Source organism: Thermoplasmata archaeon (assembly GCA_035532555.1).
GTDB lineage: Archaea > Thermoplasmatota > Thermoplasmata > Lutacidiplasmatales > UBA184 > Lutacidiplasma.
Map to the genome: position 1 here is coordinate 1 of DATKQS010000026.1, position 17,206 is coordinate 17,206.

A 17,206-nucleotide genomic window follows, 5' to 3' on the forward strand; every position below is an offset into this window, starting at 1 on the left:
GACGCGGTGGGTCATGGCATACGTAGATACGTATGCTGATACAAGAACCTGCCGGTAGACGGGCGCGTCGATCTACGAGAGAGAAACGGGCGTTGGGTAGGCACCTGCTACCCAAGAGGCCGGGAGGTCAGGTCTGAGAGCGCTCGAATCCCTGGTCCGTGTGCCAGAGTTTGGTCGTGACGAACACGTCCTCGCGAGGAATCCCGCTTGCTCGAACGGCTTGTCCAACATCCGCCTCGTTTTCGTAGAGCGTCGCCGTGTCGATATGGCGATAGCCGAGTTCGAGCGCCCAGGCGACAGCCTGCCGGGTCACTGGACCCGGCGGAGACAGGTAGACACCGAGCCCGAGCATCGGGATCTCGTTTCCTTGGTTCAGACGCACTCGGGGGTCGCTTAGGGGCGTGGAAGCGGCAGACACACCCGGGACAACCCCCATCGGTGCTTATCGTGCGTCGCCGGCCGCCCTAACGTGCGCCGCTCGTGCGCCTTCGGGAGGTCGGGAGGTCTTCCGGCCGAACCGGGCCTTCACCGCGGGAGGCATTCCGGTAGGCGTCCGCATAGCCGATCGACAGGAGACCGTAAGTCACGAAGAGCGGGGCGATCGCGAAGATGAACGGCGCGAGCGCGAGGAACATCGCCGGCCAGTTCGTGAAGAAGTCGATGAAGAGACCGACGATCACCTGACCGAGAGCGAGACCGGAGATCATCGAGACCCCGAGCGACCATGCGAACGCGGCCCAGCCCAGCACACGGCCGGTTGAACCCTGGAGCGGATCGACCATCGCCCGCAGCCGGTGGAAGAACGCACCGATGGCGAAGACCAGAGCTCCGCCGATGATCCACGCGAGGAGGGCCGGCGTGTCGCCGCCCCCGACGGTGCCGAGCCCAAAGTTGAGGAGGGCGGTTGCGACTATTCCTCCCCCGAGCATCGAGATCGTCGGCCAAGGGACCGCACGGTGGGCCGGAGGAGCGGGTCGTGGATGAAGTCGGTTCCATTCGTGAAGACCACGCCAGAGGAAGTAGAACCCGGCCAGGGTCACCGCGATACTGAGGTAGTACCCGAGCGGGTTCGTCCGGACCGAGCCCACGGTGGTGAGAATCTGATAGATCTCGGCCACCGCCTCCATGAGGAATCCTACGATGAGTGCCCGGATCGCATGACGTTCGGAGGTGAGCTGCGGCACGAGGAGCCGCCGCCACCCAGGCTGAGACGGTGAGAGCGAGGGCGTTGGCGAGGAGGCAGGAATCATCGACGATGCCCCGGAGAGTCCGGGAGCAGAAGGCGATACCCTAGGACGCACGTTTCAGGGTAGGCGATACTCAGAGCTGGTGTCCAAGCATCGATCGGCCGAGATTGGGGCGGTAGCGACCCGGACTGGACGCGACCGTCCGCTAGGGGAGGTACGGGAACAAGCGCCACCTAGAGTCCGCCTGCTCGCCATACTCGTCCCCGAACCGTTTGACCACGGGGGTCTCCTCGATGTGGATCTGGTACCCGAAGCAGGTGATCCCGGCGATGCTGGTGTTGATCCATCACGAATCCCAGCGCGACTGAGCTCTGCCTTTCGAAGCCGGCGCGACCTCCGGGGATGACGCCGTCGGCATCACCCGTCAAGCGTACCGAAACTTCGTCAGGGTCGTTTGGGCTACCGGGACGCGCTGAGCTACCGAACCCAACAGATCGTGGATCGTATCGCGGGTCCACACGCCGTTCAGGTCGAGCGAGATGGCATGGCGACGCTGGGCGCGACGGACGACCACGTCGACTCGATGGCCCTGCTGGTCGGAAAGTCGCGCGGCGAAGGACCGCGCCTTGAGCAGAGGGGACGCGCCGTCGCCCTCGAGTACGGCGAGGAGATCTCCCACCGGCTCGTTCGAGCCGCGACGCGATTTCTCCATGGGCAGAGGAAGCCAGCCGCCCGGGGAGACCTCCCAGTGATCGACCTGCCGAAACCGCCGAGCGGAAAGCGCATGGAGAGTCCCGACCGCTAGCAGCACCAGATCGGGTGTCTGCGCGATCTGGGCCTGGGACATGGCCCGCTCGACCTGTTGGAGGTGAGGCGCATCTCCCCGAAGGGCGGCGCCGGTGGAGACATCGATCTCGAGATGCGCATGATCGTACGGCCGATTCTTCGAGCGTCGGTTCGCCCGCGGTCCCGATACCGGCTCGTTGAGGATCGAGATGGGTCCGACGAGGTCGGGTGCGGAAAGTGCGAGGGGTTTGGATGCGGGCACCGAGGCGACAGTCGACCTACCCGCCAATAACCTTTGCTGGAAGCGACCGGCTCGAGGGCACGAACGGTGTTACCTGCCCACGCCTCGGTCCGGATCCGCGGCCGATAGGACACAGGCGCGCAGCCGGTTCGTGGCCTCGATATCGGTGAGACCTTCGATTTCCAGCGTCTTCGCTCGCGAGGCTCCGGCCTGTACCCAGTGAACCGCGGAGTGGGGCACCGCGAGCCAGTCCGCGATCAGGATCGCCACCGAACGGTTGGCCCCGCCGTGCGTGGGGGCCGCCCGGCAGCTCACGACCCAGCGTTTGCGCCACGCGTCCCAAGCGAGCGCATCGGTCGCGGCGGCGGGCTTCACCCACAAGGAGATCCGCGCCATGGTTCTCTTAGACTCGAGAACCGGCGGTGTCAGAGGGCGCTCGCCGCTTCGAGCGGCTCGATCGGTTGGACCGGGGCGCTCTCGGCGTCGGGGAGCGCGTCGGACTTGCGAGGCAGGCGGCCTCTTAGGAAGAGGATGAACACGAGCGCGACGACGAGCAGCGCGACCATGACCGCGAAGGTCTGGTCGTACGACTTGATCAGGGAGTCGGGAAGCGTTGGGTCCAGCATCGAGAATCGGGTCTCCTGGAAGGAGGTCAGCACCGATAGTCCGATCGCGCCTCCGAGCGTTTGGAGGAACTGGATTAGACCCCCGGCCTCGCCGACATCGACGCTCGCGACCTCGTTCTGTGCCGCGAGCAGAAACACCGGGAAGGTCAGCCCGATCCCGAAGCCGAGGGGGATCAACGGGAGAATGATGCCTCCCACCGGGATGAACCCGAGGTAGAACGTCCACAGCGGGGTGGTGACCGTAAGGGTCGTAAGGCCCGCCATTCCGACGAGGCCGATCACGACTCCGACAAGCGCGACGGTTCGGTAGGACATGCGGGTCAGCAGCTGGCCACCCAGCGCCGCTCCGACGACGAGCGGAAGCACGAGGAAGTACAGGATGTCACGTACCACGTCGGCCGGATTGCTCGCGGTGGGGTCGAGGGCGCCGGCGACCACCAAGGACAGGAACGTCGCGACGGGGTAGAACACCATCCCGATGAAGAACGTCGCACCGCTTCCGGCGGCCACGACCCGGTGGGCGAAGAGGCGAACCGGGACGAGCGGGTTCTCCGCACGGTACTCCTGGATCACGAAAGCGATCACGAGGACAACGCACGCGGAGAGCAGGCCGATTACGCGGGAGTCGGCCCACGACCAGCCCTCACCGGAGATCTGGTAGAGTGGGAACATGAGCGTCGCCACCCACCCCGACAGGAGCGCGGCGCCGACGAGGTCGAAGCGGCGTGCGCGCTCCGGAACGAGGGGACCCAGGGTCGTGGCGATGAGCACGAACCCGAGGAGTCCGATCGGGATGTTGACGTAGAAGATCCAGCGCCAGGTCGTGAACCCCAGGATGGCGCTTCCGAGCAGGGGTCCCGCCACGACGGCGATGCCGAAGACCCCCGAGAGCATTCCGATGATCCGGGCGCGGGTCTCCGGTGGAAAGGAGACCGCGACGATGGCGATGCCGACCGGGAAGAACCCTCCGCTTCCAAATCCCTGGACCGCGCGGAACACGATCAGTTCCGAGAGGTTCTGACTGAGTCCGGAGAAAATCGAACCGACGATGAAGATCAAGAGGCCGCCCAGGAAGACGTTCCGCCGGCTGCGCAGATCGGAGAGTTTGGCGAAGATCGGTATGGCGATGGCGGATGCGATGACGTAGGCGCTGATGACGAACGTTCCGCTGTTCGGTTGGCCGAAATCCCCCAGGATCGTGGAGAGGGCCGTGAGGACCACGAAGTTGTCGAGCGCACCCATCAGGAGCGCGAGCAGGATCCCGACCACCACCAGGAGCTCGAAGCGTCGGCTCGGCCGGGCCGCAGACGGGGGCGCTTCGACCTCCCGGCCCGCATCGGTCGAGAGATCGGTCACGAAGTTCGCCCGGCCAGCGCACCGAGGCCCCCTACTTAAACTTTGGATTCTAAAGCACAAAGATTTCACCTGGTAGCGCCTCGGGTGTCCTCACGATGAAGACCGCTCGCGCGCCATCGGGCTCGCCTTCCTGCGACTTCGAGGCGACGTTCGAGCTTCTCGGCCAGAGGCACGTCCTCGTCATTCTGCGAGCCCTGTTGGAGAAGAGCCCGCGGCGATTCAATGAACTGCAGACGAGCGTCTCCGTCAACACCGCAACGCTGTCGGATCGGCTGAAGCGGTTGGAGAACCTGGGCATTATCCAGCGCCGTGCGCTCGCCGCCACGCCCCGACGGATCGAGTACCGCCTCACGCCGATGGGCCGGGACCTGCTGAAGATCTTCCGGACGATGATGGAGTGGCGGCGAAAGTACTCGACGGGTACCGGGTCGCGGGAGAGGATGCCCCGGACCAGGGCGAGACCGAGTCCGGGTTGAACGATCGCCCCCGGCGGCGGGATTCGCTCGCGGCCTACATCCGAGGAGGCTGCGGCGTAGATCGGCGCAATAGGAATGCCATGTAGCACGCCGGTCCGGCCTCCGCGCTCTCCGCCTGGAATGCGGTGTAGGTGAACAGGAACTTCGGCTCGAGCGCGACCGCCACCTCCTCGAGGGACGGACGGTGAGGGGGCCCTCGCGCCCCGGTGTGCTCGCGCGCGACCCAGGTCAGCACGAACCTTCCATCTCGCCGGAGGACGCGACGAACCTCGGCCGCGTACTCTGCGCGACGCCCGATCGGGAGTGTGTGAAAGCACCCGTGATCGATCGCTGCGTCCAGCGAACCGTCGTCGAAGGGGAGGGCGAGGGCGTCCCCCTCCCGAACATCTACGCTGACCCTCGCCTTGGAGGCCCGCTCCCGGGCGGCGGCGACCGCGCCGGGCGAGATATCGATCCCGTGGGCCACGTATCTATGCTTCGCGAGGAATATCACGTTCGAGCCGGCTCCGCAACCGATGTCGAGGACCGACCCTCCCTTCGGAAGGAATCCCTTCGAGACCGCCAACCGGGTCGATGGGCTCGGCCCAGGATCGAACCATGGGAGTTGATAGTACGGCGTTCTCTCGTACGTTGTTCTCCACCGCGCGCGAGCCTGCGCCGAGAGACCGACCGGGGGACGCGCCGAGGTGCGGTGAGCCGGCCGCTTCGCCACTCGCTCCCTCCGTTGGATCAGACCAGTTCCCCAGATGAGGACTTCGGCGCGCGCCTAGGCTGAGCCGTCGGTGGCGGCCCCCGAGCGCTGCGCCCCGCGGCCCCGTCCCCAGAGGATGACCAGCAGAGCCGCGCCCGTGAGCGCGGCCGAGACGAAGAAGACCGTGTGGATCCCGGCGAGGAACTGGGCCGCCTCGTTCGGTCCGGAGGAGGTCTGGGACCCGAGCAAGATCGACTCGAGGGCGGAGATCGGCAGCGCCGTGGACATGATGGCAAGGGTTAGACCGAGACCGATCGTCGCGCCGGTGTTCATGAGGGTGGTCCCGACCCCCGAAGCGATCCCGCGCCTCTCGGGAGGAACGGCGCTCATCATGGCCGCCCGGTTCGGGGATGCGAACAGGCCCATTCCGGCTCCCAACATGACGAACGGCCCGAGGAGGAGCGCGAACGGTGCGGCCGACGGGATCGTCGCGAGCCAAAGGAAGGCACCGCCGCTGAGCACGAGGCCCGTGACGGTGAACCATTTGCGGCCATACCGGTCGGAGAAGATGCCGCCGAGTGGCCCCATGACCGCGAGGGAAGCCGAGACCGGGATCAGGAACAGTCCGGCGGTGAGGGGGCTGAGGTAGGTGGGGGGCCCTTGGAGATAGAACACCATGACGAAGATGAACGCCCCGCGGCCGAGCGCGTTCAGGAACGTCGCCAGCCCCGTCTCGGTGAACTCTCGGTTGCGGAACAGCGAGAGATCTAACATCGGAAACCGCTCCCGGCGCTCGATGAGGATGAACAGCGCGATCAGGGCCCCGCCGCCCACGAGACCGGCCCCGGCCTCGAGGCCCGTCCATTCTCCGAGCGCGCCGAACGTCATTGCGACCAGCACGAGCCCGAGACCGGCGGCGAACACGACGTTGCCCACCCAGTCGATCGGCTGCTCGCGCTGGGGCTTCTGCAGCTCTCTCAGATCGTAGTGGGCCCGAATCGTCGCGAACGCCCCGATCGGGACGTTGACGAAGAAGATCCACTGCCAGCCGATGGTCGTGGTGATGATCCCACCGAGGACCAGCCCCATGACGGAACCGACGACGATGGAAACCTGGTTGATCCCGAGCGCGCGACCCCGCTCGTTCGGGGGAAAGGCATCCGTGATGATCGCGGCCGAGTTCGAGAACAGGAAGCCGGCGCCGATCGCCTGGACCATCCGGAACACCACGAGCTCGGACCCGGTCTGAGAGAATCCGCACAGAAGCGAGCCGATCGTGAAGATGGCGAACCCGAGGACGTACAGCCGCACACGACCGAACATGTCGGAGAGGCGACCGAAGTTCAGCAGGACCACCGCGGTGACGAGCGAGTAGCCAAGCAGGATCCACAGCAGACTGGTCGCGCTCGTGTCGGGGAGCTGACGGCCGATCGTCGGCAGCGCGATCAGCACGATGTTGGTGTCCAGCGCCGCCATCAGCGTCGCGACGGTCGTGTTGGAGAGGACCCGCCACTTGTATTCCATCGTCCTCCTCAGGGGCGGCGGGCAGGATCGGCCCCCCCGGTCGCGCGATGCGACGGGAGGCCTACGGAGCGCAGGACCACGGGCCGGACGACCGCCCTCAGTTACCGGTCGGCATTTCGCTGGCGCCGTAGCCGGCGATCTCGGCGGAGAGCTGGTCGATGTACTTGCGGAAACTCGACATGACGCACCGCGGCGTGATAATCCCAACGACCCGGTCCCCTTGGCAAACGACCATGCGCCGGATCTCTCGCTGCGCCATGCGGGCAACCACCTCGTCGGTCGGCAGGTCGACCGGGCACGTCTCCACGGGGAACGAGGCGATCTCCTCCACGCGGACGCTCGCCGGGTCGCGGCCGAGGGCCACGACCTTCTCCACGATGTCCCACTCCGTCACGATCCCGCGGATCGGCAGCGTGCCGGTGCCCAGGATGGCCGAGCGCTGGTCGCTCGTCGCCAACAGCTTCGCGCACGACAGGACGTCGGTACCGACCTCAACGGTGAGGACATGTGGATCCATGATGTCTTTCGCCTTCAACCCCATGGGCGCCCCACCGCACCGCGTGATATATCGCCGGCTGGCCCGCCCGGGCCCGATTCGCTCTCAGTCGCGCGAGGGGGGGCGCCGCCGCTTGCGGTAGTCATCACGGTCGTCCCCGCGATCCCCGTCGCGTCCGCGGGGCGGACCCCGCGGACCGTCGAACCGGCGGGGACCGCCACGCCCGCCGCCCGGAGGATACCGGCCTCCGCTTCGGCCGCCGGAGCGCGGAGCGAAGCCGCGGTTGAACGGCCGTCCGCCGCCACCGCCCCGGTCGCCGCGTCCACCCTCGTCGTCCCGCCGTGGCGGCAGGGTGAACTTGTTCCCGCAGGAGCCGCACTCCCCCGCGACGGTCCCGTCCGGGTTCGTGGAGAATCGGAGCGGACCGCCGCACTCCCGGCAAGGCCGGGTGCGCGGCGCGCCAAAGTCGGAGTCTCGTCCGGGCGATGGGCGTCCCCGCGGGGCGCGCATCCGGGGAGCGCTCTCCATCTCTCCGCCGGCCCGGAGGTAACTGAATTTCGATTGGCAGCCGGGGCAGATCCCTTCCACCCCTCCGTTGCCGGTTACGCGAAAGGACAGCGTCGAGCCGCAGTCTTCACACTTAGGGCGATCCCCACCGATCTCGGAACCCTCCTCGGTATCTGGGCTCTGGGCCACCCTGGAGCCGCGGGCGGGCAGATTCGAAGCGTCGCCTCCCGGGGCCTGGAGGATGGTGAAGGTGTGGCCACACTCCGCGCAACTGCCCGTCAGCACCTGAGCCGCTCGCTCGACGTATTCTACCGGGGTTCCGCAGTCCGGGCATGTCTGGGTCATGATACTACCTACGGAGCGTCAGCCGACGCCCCTCATTATCTAGAGCGTCCGTGGTCGGTCGGCCCGACGCAGTCGGTCCGGGCCCGAGGAAGGCGCATGCTACACGCTGACGCGCCCGCCGAAGAGCCCATGCCGGCCCGAGCGGCCTCGAGGAGCGGAGGGTCTCGTTCGGGATGAACGTGGTCGCCCCGATCCTGCTCGGGATCGTGCTCGGCATCTCGTTGGCTGCTCCTCCCGGCCCGATGACGGCGTTCATCACGTCCGTCTCGGTCGACTCGTGGAAGCGTGGATTCCTCGCGGGCATTGGGGCGCTGAGCGCCGACGGCGTGCTCGCCGCGATCGTCTTCGGACTCAGTTCCGCGATCGACCTGGGCGCCTACGTTCGGTACGTGTACGTCCTAGGCGCCGTCGTGATGGTTGGGTTCGGACTGCTGGTCCTGCGCTCTCACGAGAGTGTGGCGCCGCTCGGCCGGCCGGGTTGGCAGGTGTACTTGCAGGGCTTGGGCCTCGGGTTGGGCAACCCGTTCCAGATTCTTTGGTGGTTCAGTGCCGGGCTCGCGTTTGCCTACGCGGGCGGGGCGCTCCTGTTCGCCGGACTCTTCGGGGCGATCGTGGTCTACGTGCTCGGGTTCACATTCCTCATCCACAAGGGCGTCGGCCGGTACCCATCGGCCCGCCGGTGGATCATCTCGGGCTCGGCGGCCCTGATCTTCGCGTTCGGCGGCTACTTCGTGTTCCTGGCGGTGGGTGGGGTCTAGGCCCGTCGCCTACGGCGTGCGGAGCGCGCGCCGCCCGAGCACGACGGCGAGCGAGATGAACGCGGCGGCCCACGCGAGCAGGGCCAGCAGGTAGACCTCGGGGATGTACGGGTAGTACGAGCTCGAACCGAAGAGGTTCTCGCGCAGGACGTTGACGCAGAGGGAGACGGGGTTGTACTCCGCGATCTGATGGAGCCAGTCCGGGCCGACCCCCGGGGGATAGAGCGCGTTCGACGTGAAGAGAATCGGGAGGTTCAACAGGTTCACGATTCCGAAGTACGACTGCGGGCTCTCGAGCGCGAACCCGAAGGCGAGGAAGAGCGCGTTGAACATCAGGGCCAGCACGAGGACGGCGATCACGATCTCGAACGCCCCGAGAACGCCGACCGATCCCGTGATGGTCAGGCCCACGAAGCCGGGGATGTGCGCCAGGAGGACCGCGAGACCGAGGACGAGGAACGCCGGCACGAGCGCGATCAGGGAGCGGAAGATCAGCGGCGAGAGGAAGATCACCGACCGGGGAGCGGGGGTCGCGGCCTGGCGCTTGACGATGCCGAGCCCCTTGTCGAAGATGACGTTCGCCCCGGAGAACAGCGACATTGTCAGCGCGACGAATCCGACCATGCCCGCGGCGAAGTACGAGATGTAGTTCGGAGCGCCGAGGTACTGGGCCGGTCCGCCGGGGTAGTTGAATCCCTGCCCGAAGAGGATCAAGTAGAGGACGGGAACGAGCAGGCTGGAGATGATCCATACCGGGGTCCGGATGTACCGGAGCCACTCCCGGCGGAGCAGGGCCCCGAGCTCGCGCAGCATTACGAACGACCCCCGCGCATCTGGCCCATCCGCTCCGACGCCCACCCGCTGTGCTCGGTACCCTCCTCGCGGTACTCCCGTCCGGTGAGTTCGAGAAAGACCTCGTCCAGGCTAGGCTTGCGGATCTCCACGCTGACGATCTCGACACCCGCCCGGTCGCAGGCCGTCACGATCAGTGGGACCATCGCTTCTCCGCGATCGCACTTGACTCGGTACGCTCCGGCGATCACTTGGACCGCGAGCGCCCCGGGGACCGCCGAGAGGATCTGCGTGAGATCCTCGCCTTTGCTCGGCTTGACCACGACCGTGTCGCCTCCGGTGCGCTGCTTGAGCTCGTCCGGCCGACCGGTCGCTACGATCTTCCCGTGGTCGACGATCGCGAGTCGTTCGCAGAGCTGGTCGGCCTCCTCCAGGTAGTGGGTGGTCAGGAACAGCGTGACCCCGGTGTCTTTCCTCAAGTGGCGAATGTAGTCCCAGAACCCGGCGCGTCCCTGCGGGTCGAGACCAAGGGTCGGTTCGTCCAGGAAGAGGATCTTCGGGGAGTGCACGACGCCGACCGCGAGCTCGAGCCGACGACGCATCCCGCCGGAATAACCCTTCACCAGACGGTCCGCGGCGGGAGCGAGCTGCATCTGATCGAGCAGCTCCCGGATCCGGCGGCGCGCCTCGGGCGCCGGGATTCCCTGGAGCCCCGCGGCCACCTCGAGGTTCTCCCGACCGGTGAGTTCGCCGTCCGCCGTCGAGACCTGGAAGGCGAGGCCGATCCGCCGGCGGACCTCCTCGGGGTGCTTCGCCACGTCCAGGCCGTCGACGATGGCCCGCCCCGACGTGGGCCGCACGAGGGTCGTCAGGATAGAGACCATGGTCGTCTTACCGGCGCCGTTGGGCCCGAGCAATCCGAACGCTTCGCCTTCGGGAACGTTGAGCGAGACACCGTCCACCGCCCGGATGATGTCGCCATACACCTTGACCAGATTCTCGCAGACGATCGCGTCGGTCATCGGATGGAGGAACGCGTAGCATGCGAGGATAAAACGTGGAGACGCAAACGGGGTGGACACCGGCCGTGCGCTCGGGGGTCCAACGCGAACCGTCCGCCGGGCGTCTCGCTCCCTGGAGAACCACCGTTTCGGGAAGCTTATCTGCCCGCTGAGAACTCGGCGAGCATGGCGCACTATTCCGGCGAGGGCGGGATCCAGATCTCCCGGGCGCGGCTCTGGGAGTTCCTCGAGCTCCATGCCGACCCGGCCGTGATCGGCCAGATCCACCCCGATGTTCTCCATCAGAGCGTCGTGCGGTCCTCACCGAAGGAGTCCGTCTTGGAGCGGACGCTCCGGGTCCCGCGAAATCAAACCCTGAACTCGACCTGGAAGGTGACTAGCGACCCGCCGGAAACATTCCGGTGGGAGATCATCGGCGGCGACGGGCCCATGGAAACAGGGTCGTGGGTCGAGAACCATTACGTCGACGCGCCGGAAGGATCCACGTGGGTCCGGACCGAGGCCGAGATCAGCATCCGGAAGGTCCCGCGCTTCCTCCAGAAGACCGCGGTCCGGCGCGTACTGAACTCGATCGACACGCAAGACCTCGCCTACCTCCAGGCGCATCCGTAGCGTGGCGCGCGGTCACGACGCCGCCGGACCATCCCGAGCCACTACCCACGGACCGAGGCGCCGTTGACGGACGTGATCACGGCCACGGGGCTCTCGCGGGCGTACGGCCGCGGTCCCCTCGCGGTGGACGGACTCGACTTCTCGATCCGCCGAGGTGAGATCTTCGCCCTTCTCGGTCCGAACGGCGCGGGCAAGACCACGACGATCCGCCTGATCGCCGGGCTGATCGATCCGACCGCCGGTCGGGTCCTCGTCAATGGGATCCCGACGACCGACCGGTCCCACCTGCAACAGATCCACGACGCGGTCGGTGTGCTTCCCGAGGTCCCCGGTCACTACGAGAGCCTGTCGGCGTACCGCAATCTCCGCTTTCACGGTCGCCTGCACGGCCTATCGGACGGGCAGATCCACGATCGCGCCCGCGAGCTCCTCGGCGCGTTCGATCTGTGGGAGCGCCGCGACGAGCGCGTCGCCACCTTCTCCAAGGGCATGAAGCAGAAGGTCGCGCTCGTTCGGGCGATGCTCCACGCTCCGAGCTGTCTCGTGCTCGACGAGCCGATCTCGGGCCTCGATCCGCAAGCGGCGAAGACCGTGCGCGACTTCCTGATCGAGCAGCGACGCCGGGGCACGACCATCGTCCTGTCGACCCACAACCTGGACGACGCCGACCGTCTCAGCGATCGGGTCGCCGTGATCCAGACGCGGCTCCTCGCCCTCGACACTCCCTCGGCGCTCAAGGGCCGGCTCTTCCAGCGCTCGGTGGCCGTTCGGCTCCAGAACGGGAACCCCGCGGTCCTCGAAGTGGCCCGGCGGCTCCCCTTCGTTTTACACGCCACGTGGGAAGAGCCGCGCCTCCAGGTTCGGCTGGACCACCCGGACGAGGACATGCCCACGGTGATCGAGGCGCTCGTGCGTGCCGGATACCGGATCCAGTACGTTGAACCGGTCTCGCACTCGCTCGAGGACGCCTACCTGCGACTGATCCAAGAGCGCGGGGCCTCGGCCACGGACGGTGGGCCATGAGATACGATCGCGTCCGGGAGATCGTTCTCAAGGACCTCAGCGAGCTGCGCGCGAACCGCTCCACGCTGATCTCCCTCGTCATCTTCCCGGTGTTCCTGCTCTTCTCCGCCATCGTTCAGGTGCAGGCCGCGGTCGCCGCGACGACGTCCGGCGGCGCCGACTTGCGCGATGCCATCCTCGGGCACACCGTGCTCGCCTCGAGCCTCTTGATGTTCATCGCCCCCCTGATCTCGGTCGTGGTCGGTTCCACCGGGATCATTCTCGAGAAAACGAACCGCAGCCTCGAGCCCCTCCTCGCGGACCCGATCTCCGACTCCGAACTGTTGTGGGGCAAGGCGCTCGCCCCGCTCATCCCGGCCCTCGCGACGGGATATGTCGCCTTCGTGGTGCTCTTCGTCGCCGGGGACGTGATCGCCTGGAGAACGCTCGGCGGTCCGCTGTACCCGGGCATCTTCGCGTTGTACCAGATGCTCGTTCTGATGACCCTGCTCGCGCTGATCGGAACCTTCTCCACGGTGATCATCTCCAGCCGGGCGAAGGACATCCGGGGGGCCCAACAGATCAGCATGCTCGTGGTCCTGCCCGTAGTGGCCGCGGCGATCGTCGGGGTCGCCCTCGCCGGAACGAACGTTGGTCTGATCGGGATCCTGACGGTCGCCTTGGGCCTGATCGCGTGGCTCGTGGTGCGGATCGCCATCCGCCGCTTCCATCGCGAATCGATCCTGGTCAATTGGCAGTAGTACGCGTCGGAGCTAGTACGGCGGGGCGTTCTCCGCGCGGGAGGAGTACGCCGGGGTCCACACGAACGGCGCGAGCGCCGGGTTCTGCTCCCCGAGGAACTGGACGAGCGATTCCACGCACTGCCCCACGTGGCGAGAGGCGGGATCGCCCTTCTCCGCGGCCGGCCATCGGGCCCACCATCGATCCACCGCCTCGGTCCAGGTGATCCCCGCGGGCACTCGGTAGCGGCGGAATCGTGGGCGGCGGTACTGCATCCATCGCTCGATGCGGTGGGTCGCCTCGTCGGAGAAGTCATCGATCATGGCATGGAGTTCGCTTCCGGCCGGAACCGACGCGTCGACCGTTCGCAGGAAGACGAGGAGGTCCTGCACCGAGCCGGCGCGATGCGCAGGGCCCGTGCTCTCGTACCGCCACCGATCCAGCACCCCGAGAAGTCCGTCCCAGCCGGAGTGCGAGTCCTCGGGCGACCCGGGCCCCGAGGGAGATTCGACGATGACCGCCTTGGGCACCGTCGGCTCGAAGAACGTCTCGACCCGGAAGATGATCGCCTGGCCGTGAGGGGCGAGGTACACGCCCGCGACGTCGATCTGGTGGACGCGCTGGAGCGTGGAAGGCGGTGCGCCGTTGGCCCCGGAGCTGGCCGCACCGAGCCGGTGCGCCTGCCACGCCCGCTGGACCCGCATGTGGCTGACCCCGAGCGAGTGGGCCAGTTGTCGCGTCGTCCAGAGCGAACCGTCCGGACGGGCGCCGTGGGGAGGGATCCGCCAGATCCGATCGATGAGATCCGCGGGAAGGGCAGGACGACGGCCGGAACGTGGTGCGTCCCACTGGATCCCGTCCAACCGGTTCATGCGGAACCGGCGTCGCCACAGCGCGACGGTCTCCGGGTCGATCGAGAGGTCCGCAGCGATGGCGCGGTTCGTCCAGCCCTCCGCCGCTTCGAGCACGATCCGGGCCCGGCGCGCGAGCCGAGGGGAGATCTCGGGAGCGTCTCGCCACGTGCCGAGCTGCCCGCGTTCCTCCGGTGTCAGGGAGATCGGAAGCGCGGGCCGCATCGACCCCACTAGCGCGGCACCGCACAAATATGTTGGCGGGAAACGCCCCGCTCAGAATCGCGCGATGCTCCCGGTGGCCAGCGCACGGTGCTCGAAGACATCCCACAGGAGGATCGCCGCCCCGTATGCGACGAGCGCGCAGATCGCCACGGCCCCCCAGAGGATCGCGAGGGTGCCGAGAGAATCTCCGGAGATGGCCGCGCGGACCGAGGACAGGCCCCAGGTCAGGGGCAGCGCGTACCCGATCCATTGCAAGGACGATGGCAGGCTCGAGAGAGGGAAGTTGACCCCGGACAGGAGCAACCCGACGAACAGGAAGATGTTGCCGAGGATGATGGAGGTCCGCAGATAGAGCGCGACGCCCCCGAGGAGGAGGCCAAACCCCACCATCGCGAACGCCGTCAGGACGACGGAGACCGCGAGCGTCCATTCCGAGCCGGGAGCGAGGGGCACCCCAAAGAGGACCACGGCATAGACGAGCCCCATCGCGACCGTGGCGAGCGAGATCAAGATCGGGATCATGCCTCGTCCGAAGTACAGCGCGAGGCGGTTCGCCGGCGAGACGAGGAGGTGCTCCATCGTACCCTGCTGTTTTTCGGAATCCGTCGTCTGGCAGACGGAAAACACGCTCGAGTAGGTGACAGTGGCGACGGCGTTACCGATCACCACGAACTGGATCTCGTTGACCGAGTCGTTGGCCAGTTGCGCCGTGAGCGCGAAGAACGTGATCTGGGTCAGCGGGATGATGAAGATCATGCCGAGGATGAAGTCGATGCGCATGAACCCGAGGGACGTGCGCGGAGCGACCACCGCGTTCGCCCAGAACGTCCTCCAGAAGGAGACCCGGTTCGTGCTCGCATCGCCCGTCATGGCTCAGTAATCCCCCAAGCTACCCTTCTCGAGCACTCGGCGCTCTACGCGGCGGAAGACCGACGTGGAGATCCCCAGGTACACGGCCGTGGTGGCGATCGCGCCGACCATGTCCCAGCCGAACCCCCACGAGAACCCCACGTACCCGGGGATCCCGTTGTACCGCAGGGCATCGAGCGCCCACGTCGGGGGGAACAGGAGGCCGATCGGGTTGGTCCAAAACGGCAGGAGAACGACCGGGAACATGCAGCCCGTGCCCACGTAGAAGGCGAACTCGCCGATGTTCTGAATGAACCCGGCGTAGCGGGTGTAGACGTAGACCGCGGCGAGCAGAGTACCGACGCTCGCGAGGGTCAGCATGACGAACACGAAGAGGAGGGCGAACTCGGCCGGGTTGGGCAGCGTCGGGGCCGAGCCGTTGACCGTGACGACGACAACGTAGACGATCAGGCCCCCGATCAATCCGGAAACGACGTTCCACAGCACCCGCCCCAGAACGACGTAGAGGTACGGCGTTGGCGCCTGCAGCGTGGGTTCGAGAGTGCCCCAGACCCGGTCCTGTCCGGTGGCCCAGCCGCTCCCGTAGAGCGTCTGGCCCCACATGCTCATCATGCCGGCCCCGAGGATCGCATAGACAAGGAAGTTCGGCCCGGAGTTGGCGAACAGGCCGAAGGCGACGAGGCCGAAGATGACCGGGGCGATCATCGAGGGGATCAGCCATTGCGGGTCCGCGACGAACTGCAGGACGCACAGCCGTATCGACGCGAGCGTCGAGCGCCCTCGGGACCAGCCGTAGGCCGGAGCGGTCGCCATCTAGTTCGCTTCCTCTTCCACCAGATCCAGATAGACATCCTCGAGCGAGGTCCGGCGCTCTCGCAGGGCCAGCGTCGCGTGCTCGGAGAGCAGCGCCCGGATGTCCTCGGTCGTGGGCCGTTGGGCGTGGATGCGGATCGTCGCCCGGATTCGGGCGCCGAACTCTTCCGTTACGACCTTCGAGACCCCCGAGAGCGCGCGCAGCGCGGCGAGTTCGTCGTCGTCGAACCCGTAGTCCTCGATCTCGATCGTCCGGTCTCCGCCCACGAGCTGGCGCAGGCCGGCGACGGTGTCGTGCGCCGCGATCCGGCCCTTCGTGAGGACCGCGATCCGGTGGCACAGCTCCTCCGCCTCGAACATGTAGTGCGTGGTGAGGAAGATCGTGACCCCATCGGAGACCAGGGACCGGATCAGCTTGCGCGTCTCCCGGGCGGACTTCGGGTCGAGACCGATCGTGGGCTCGTCCAGGAACAACAGCTCCGGGCCGTGGAGGATGCCGCGGGCGATGTGCAACTTCTGCTTCATTCCTCGCGAGTACTCCTCGACCCGCCGGTCGGCAGCGTCGGAGAGCCCCACCCGTTCGAGCACGGCGTCGATGCGGTGTTCGCGTTCCCCGCGAGGAACTCCGTACAGGTCGGCGAAATAGCGCAGGTTCTCGCGCGCGTTGATGCGGTTGTACAGACCCCGCTCACCTCCGAGCACGAGCCCGATGCGAGGGCGCAGGTGCTCGACCTGCGTCGTAACGTCATATCCCAGGACGTGGGCTGTGCCCGACGTCGGAAGTAGGAGCGTCGAGAGGATCTTGGTCAGCGTGGTCTTTCCCGCCCCATTCGGCCCCAATAGACCGAAGATCGCGCCATGATTGACCGTCAGGTCGATGCCCCGCAGCGCCTCCGTCCGGGTCTTCTCCGTGAAAAGGAATCCCTTGCGGGACTCGAAGACGCGGGTGAGTCGTTGGGTCTCAATCGCGGGGGGGTCTGCCATGCGTGCACGGGCCTCGGTGCGATGGCGAAGCGACCGGGCATAAAAGCTGGGGACGCACTCGGAAGCCTCACTCCATGTGAGTCGGGTAGCGGAGGGGGGTCTCGCCCGGCTCCGCAGCCGCCCGGGGCCTCCGAAAGTGCACCGTTCATCCGTACGTAGAAACAGGTACGGATTCCGGGTTCACTGCGGTCCGCCCGTCCGCGAGGATGGGTCTTACGTCCGCTCCACCGGCGTTTACCGTCTCCGGGGAACTCCCGGCGACGAGCGACACGAGGTTCCGCGCCGCGTTCAGGTCTCGGTC

General features: G+C 67.0%; 18 protein-coding genes and 1 pseudogene. 5 read left to right on the top strand and 14 right to left on the bottom strand.

Annotation, left to right across the window (positions count from 1 at the left end):
• Positions 1 to 136 precede the first annotated feature (136 nt).
• The 5 genes and pseudogenes from VMV28_08170 to VMV28_08190 all read right to left on the bottom strand — a co-directional run bounded on the left by VMV28_08170 (position 137) and on the right by VMV28_08190 (position 4,196).
• Positions 137 to 436, bottom strand: a pseudogene (locus tag VMV28_08170) (aldo/keto reductase).
• A 28-nt stretch (positions 437 to 464) separates the two neighbouring features.
• Entirely contained in the window at positions 465 to 1,184 is a 720-nt protein-coding gene (locus VMV28_08175) for a hypothetical protein (protein HUZ80570.1), read from the bottom strand.
• 427 nt (positions 1,185 to 1,611) lie between these two features.
• Entirely contained in the window at positions 1,612 to 2,235 is a 624-nt protein-coding gene (locus tag VMV28_08180) for a hypothetical protein (protein HUZ80571.1), read from the bottom strand.
• 69 nt (positions 2,236 to 2,304) lie between these two features.
• Positions 2,305 to 2,610: a DUF167 domain-containing protein gene (locus VMV28_08185; GenBank protein HUZ80572.1), complete on the bottom strand. Its 306-nt coding sequence runs from the start codon at positions 2,608 to 2,610 to the stop codon at positions 2,305 to 2,307.
• 29 nt (positions 2,611 to 2,639) lie between these two features.
• The gene (locus VMV28_08190; GenBank protein ID HUZ80573.1) at positions 2,640 to 4,196 is read right to left on the bottom strand and encodes an MFS transporter; all 1,557 of its coding nucleotides are present in this window, start codon (positions 4,194 to 4,196) and stop codon (positions 2,640 to 2,642) included.
• Positions 4,197 to 4,291: 95 nt separating this feature from the next.
• On the opposite strand from VMV28_08190, the gene VMV28_08195 reads away from it, so the two are divergent.
• Positions 4,292 to 4,672, top strand: a complete 381-nt coding sequence (locus tag VMV28_08195; protein HUZ80574.1) for a helix-turn-helix domain-containing protein — start codon at positions 4,292 to 4,294, stop codon at positions 4,670 to 4,672.
• A 34-nt stretch (positions 4,673 to 4,706) separates the two neighbouring features.
• On the opposite strand, the gene VMV28_08200 is transcribed toward VMV28_08195, so the two are convergent.
• From VMV28_08200 to VMV28_08210, 3 genes are all read right to left on the bottom strand, one after another.
• Complete coding sequence (locus tag VMV28_08200) at positions 4,707 to 5,384, bottom strand: class I SAM-dependent methyltransferase (GenBank protein HUZ80575.1); 678 nt, start codon at positions 5,382 to 5,384, stop codon at positions 4,707 to 4,709.
• Between the two features lie 54 nt (positions 5,385 to 5,438).
• Positions 5,439 to 6,887 (bottom strand): MFS transporter, encoded by a 1,449-nt coding sequence (locus tag VMV28_08205; protein ID HUZ80576.1) that lies wholly within the window; start codon positions 6,885 to 6,887, stop codon positions 5,439 to 5,441.
• Between the two features lie 97 nt (positions 6,888 to 6,984).
• Positions 6,985 to 7,428 (bottom strand): CBS domain-containing protein, encoded by a 444-nt coding sequence (locus VMV28_08210; protein ID HUZ80577.1) that lies wholly within the window; start codon positions 7,426 to 7,428, stop codon positions 6,985 to 6,987.
• Positions 7,429 to 8,408: 980 nt separating this feature from the next.
• Here VMV28_08210 and VMV28_08215 point away from each other — a divergent pair.
• A complete protein-coding gene (locus VMV28_08215; protein HUZ80578.1) occupies positions 8,409 to 8,993 on the top strand; it encodes a LysE family transporter in 585 nt (194 codons plus the stop codon).
• A gap of 9 nt (positions 8,994 to 9,002) precedes the next feature.
• Here the strand turns inward: VMV28_08215 and VMV28_08220 are convergent, their stop codons facing one another.
• Together VMV28_08220 and VMV28_08225 are read right to left on the bottom strand one after the other, a co-directional pair.
• On the bottom strand, positions 9,003 to 9,806 hold the full coding sequence (locus tag VMV28_08220; protein ID HUZ80579.1) for an ABC transporter permease: 804 nt from the start codon (positions 9,804 to 9,806) through the stop codon (positions 9,003 to 9,005).
• Entirely contained in the window at positions 9,806 to 10,807 is a 1,002-nt protein-coding gene (locus tag VMV28_08225) for an ATP-binding cassette domain-containing protein (GenBank protein ID HUZ80580.1), read from the bottom strand. Before VMV28_08225 ends, VMV28_08220 begins: the two co-directional genes overlap by 1 nt.
• A 165-nt stretch (positions 10,808 to 10,972) precedes the next feature.
• On the opposite strand from VMV28_08225, the gene VMV28_08230 reads away from it, so the two are divergent.
• From VMV28_08230 to VMV28_08240, 3 genes are all read left to right on the top strand, one after another.
• Positions 10,973 to 11,419: a hypothetical protein gene (locus VMV28_08230; protein ID HUZ80581.1), complete on the top strand. Its 447-nt coding sequence runs from the start codon at positions 10,973 to 10,975 to the stop codon at positions 11,417 to 11,419.
• 72 nt (positions 11,420 to 11,491) lie between these two features.
• Positions 11,492 to 12,442 carry an ABC transporter ATP-binding protein gene (locus VMV28_08235; protein HUZ80582.1) on the top strand — a complete coding sequence of 317 codons (951 nt, stop codon included), beginning with the start codon at positions 11,492 to 11,494 and terminating at the stop codon, positions 12,440 to 12,442.
• On the top strand, positions 12,439 to 13,182 hold the full coding sequence (locus tag VMV28_08240) for an ABC transporter permease subunit (GenBank protein ID HUZ80583.1): 744 nt from the start codon (positions 12,439 to 12,441) through the stop codon (positions 13,180 to 13,182). The genes VMV28_08235 and VMV28_08240 overlap by 4 nt, the downstream gene beginning before the upstream one ends.
• Before the next feature lie 12 nt (positions 13,183 to 13,194).
• Here VMV28_08240 and VMV28_08245 read toward each other — a convergent pair whose 3' ends face one another.
• The 4 genes from VMV28_08245 to VMV28_08260 are packed head-to-tail and all read right to left on the bottom strand — an operon-like array spanning position 13,195 to position 16,905.
• Entirely contained in the window at positions 13,195 to 14,238 is a 1,044-nt protein-coding gene (locus VMV28_08245; protein ID HUZ80584.1) for a helix-turn-helix domain-containing protein, read from the bottom strand.
• A 51-nt stretch (positions 14,239 to 14,289) separates the two neighbouring features.
• Positions 14,290 to 15,108 carry an ABC transporter permease gene (locus tag VMV28_08250; protein ID HUZ80585.1) on the bottom strand — a complete coding sequence of 273 codons (819 nt, stop codon included), beginning with the start codon at positions 15,106 to 15,108 and terminating at the stop codon, positions 14,290 to 14,292.
• Between the two features lie 3 nt (positions 15,109 to 15,111).
• Positions 15,112 to 15,921 carry an ABC transporter permease gene (locus tag VMV28_08255; protein HUZ80586.1) on the bottom strand — a complete coding sequence of 270 codons (810 nt, stop codon included), beginning with the start codon at positions 15,919 to 15,921 and terminating at the stop codon, positions 15,112 to 15,114.
• Positions 15,922 to 16,905, bottom strand: coding sequence for an ABC transporter ATP-binding protein (locus tag VMV28_08260; GenBank protein ID HUZ80587.1), 984 nt, complete (start codon positions 16,903 to 16,905; stop codon positions 15,922 to 15,924). It abuts the gene before it with no gap.
• Positions 16,906 to 17,206 lie beyond the last annotated feature (301 nt).

Excerpts from the sequence above, each read along its gene's own strand:
- VMV28_08185 (HUZ80572.1), bottom strand. The coding sequence starts at position 2,610 with ATGGCGCGGATCTCCTTGTGGGTGAAGCCCGCCGCCGCGACCGATGCG.
- VMV28_08195 (HUZ80574.1), top strand. The coding sequence starts at position 4,292 with ATGAAGACCGCTCGCGCGCCATCGGGCTCGCCTTCCTGCGACTTCGAG.
- VMV28_08205 (HUZ80576.1), bottom strand. The coding sequence starts at position 6,887 with ATGGAATACAAGTGGCGGGTCCTCTCCAACACGACCGTCGCGACGCTG.
- VMV28_08210 (HUZ80577.1), bottom strand. The coding sequence starts at position 7,428 with ATGGGGTTGAAGGCGAAAGACATCATGGATCCACATGTCCTCACCGTT.
- VMV28_08215 (HUZ80578.1), top strand. The coding sequence starts at position 8,409 with ATGAACGTGGTCGCCCCGATCCTGCTCGGGATCGTGCTCGGCATCTCG.
- VMV28_08220 (HUZ80579.1), bottom strand. The coding sequence starts at position 9,806 with ATGCTGCGCGAGCTCGGGGCCCTGCTCCGCCGGGAGTGGCTCCGGTAC.
- VMV28_08225 (HUZ80580.1), bottom strand. The coding sequence starts at position 10,807 with ATGACCGACGCGATCGTCTGCGAGAATCTGGTCAAGGTGTATGGCGAC.
- VMV28_08230 (HUZ80581.1), top strand. The coding sequence starts at position 10,973 with ATGGCGCACTATTCCGGCGAGGGCGGGATCCAGATCTCCCGGGCGCGG.
- VMV28_08240 (HUZ80583.1), top strand. The coding sequence starts at position 12,439 with ATGAGATACGATCGCGTCCGGGAGATCGTTCTCAAGGACCTCAGCGAG.
- VMV28_08245 (HUZ80584.1), bottom strand. The coding sequence starts at position 14,238 with ATGCGGCCCGCGCTTCCGATCTCCCTGACACCGGAGGAACGCGGGCAG.
- VMV28_08250 (HUZ80585.1), bottom strand. The coding sequence starts at position 15,108 with ATGACGGGCGATGCGAGCACGAACCGGGTCTCCTTCTGGAGGACGTTC.
- VMV28_08255 (HUZ80586.1), bottom strand. The coding sequence starts at position 15,921 with ATGGCGACCGCTCCGGCCTACGGCTGGTCCCGAGGGCGCTCGACGCTC.
- VMV28_08260 (HUZ80587.1), bottom strand. The coding sequence starts at position 16,905 with ATGGCAGACCCCCCCGCGATTGAGACCCAACGACTCACCCGCGTCTTC.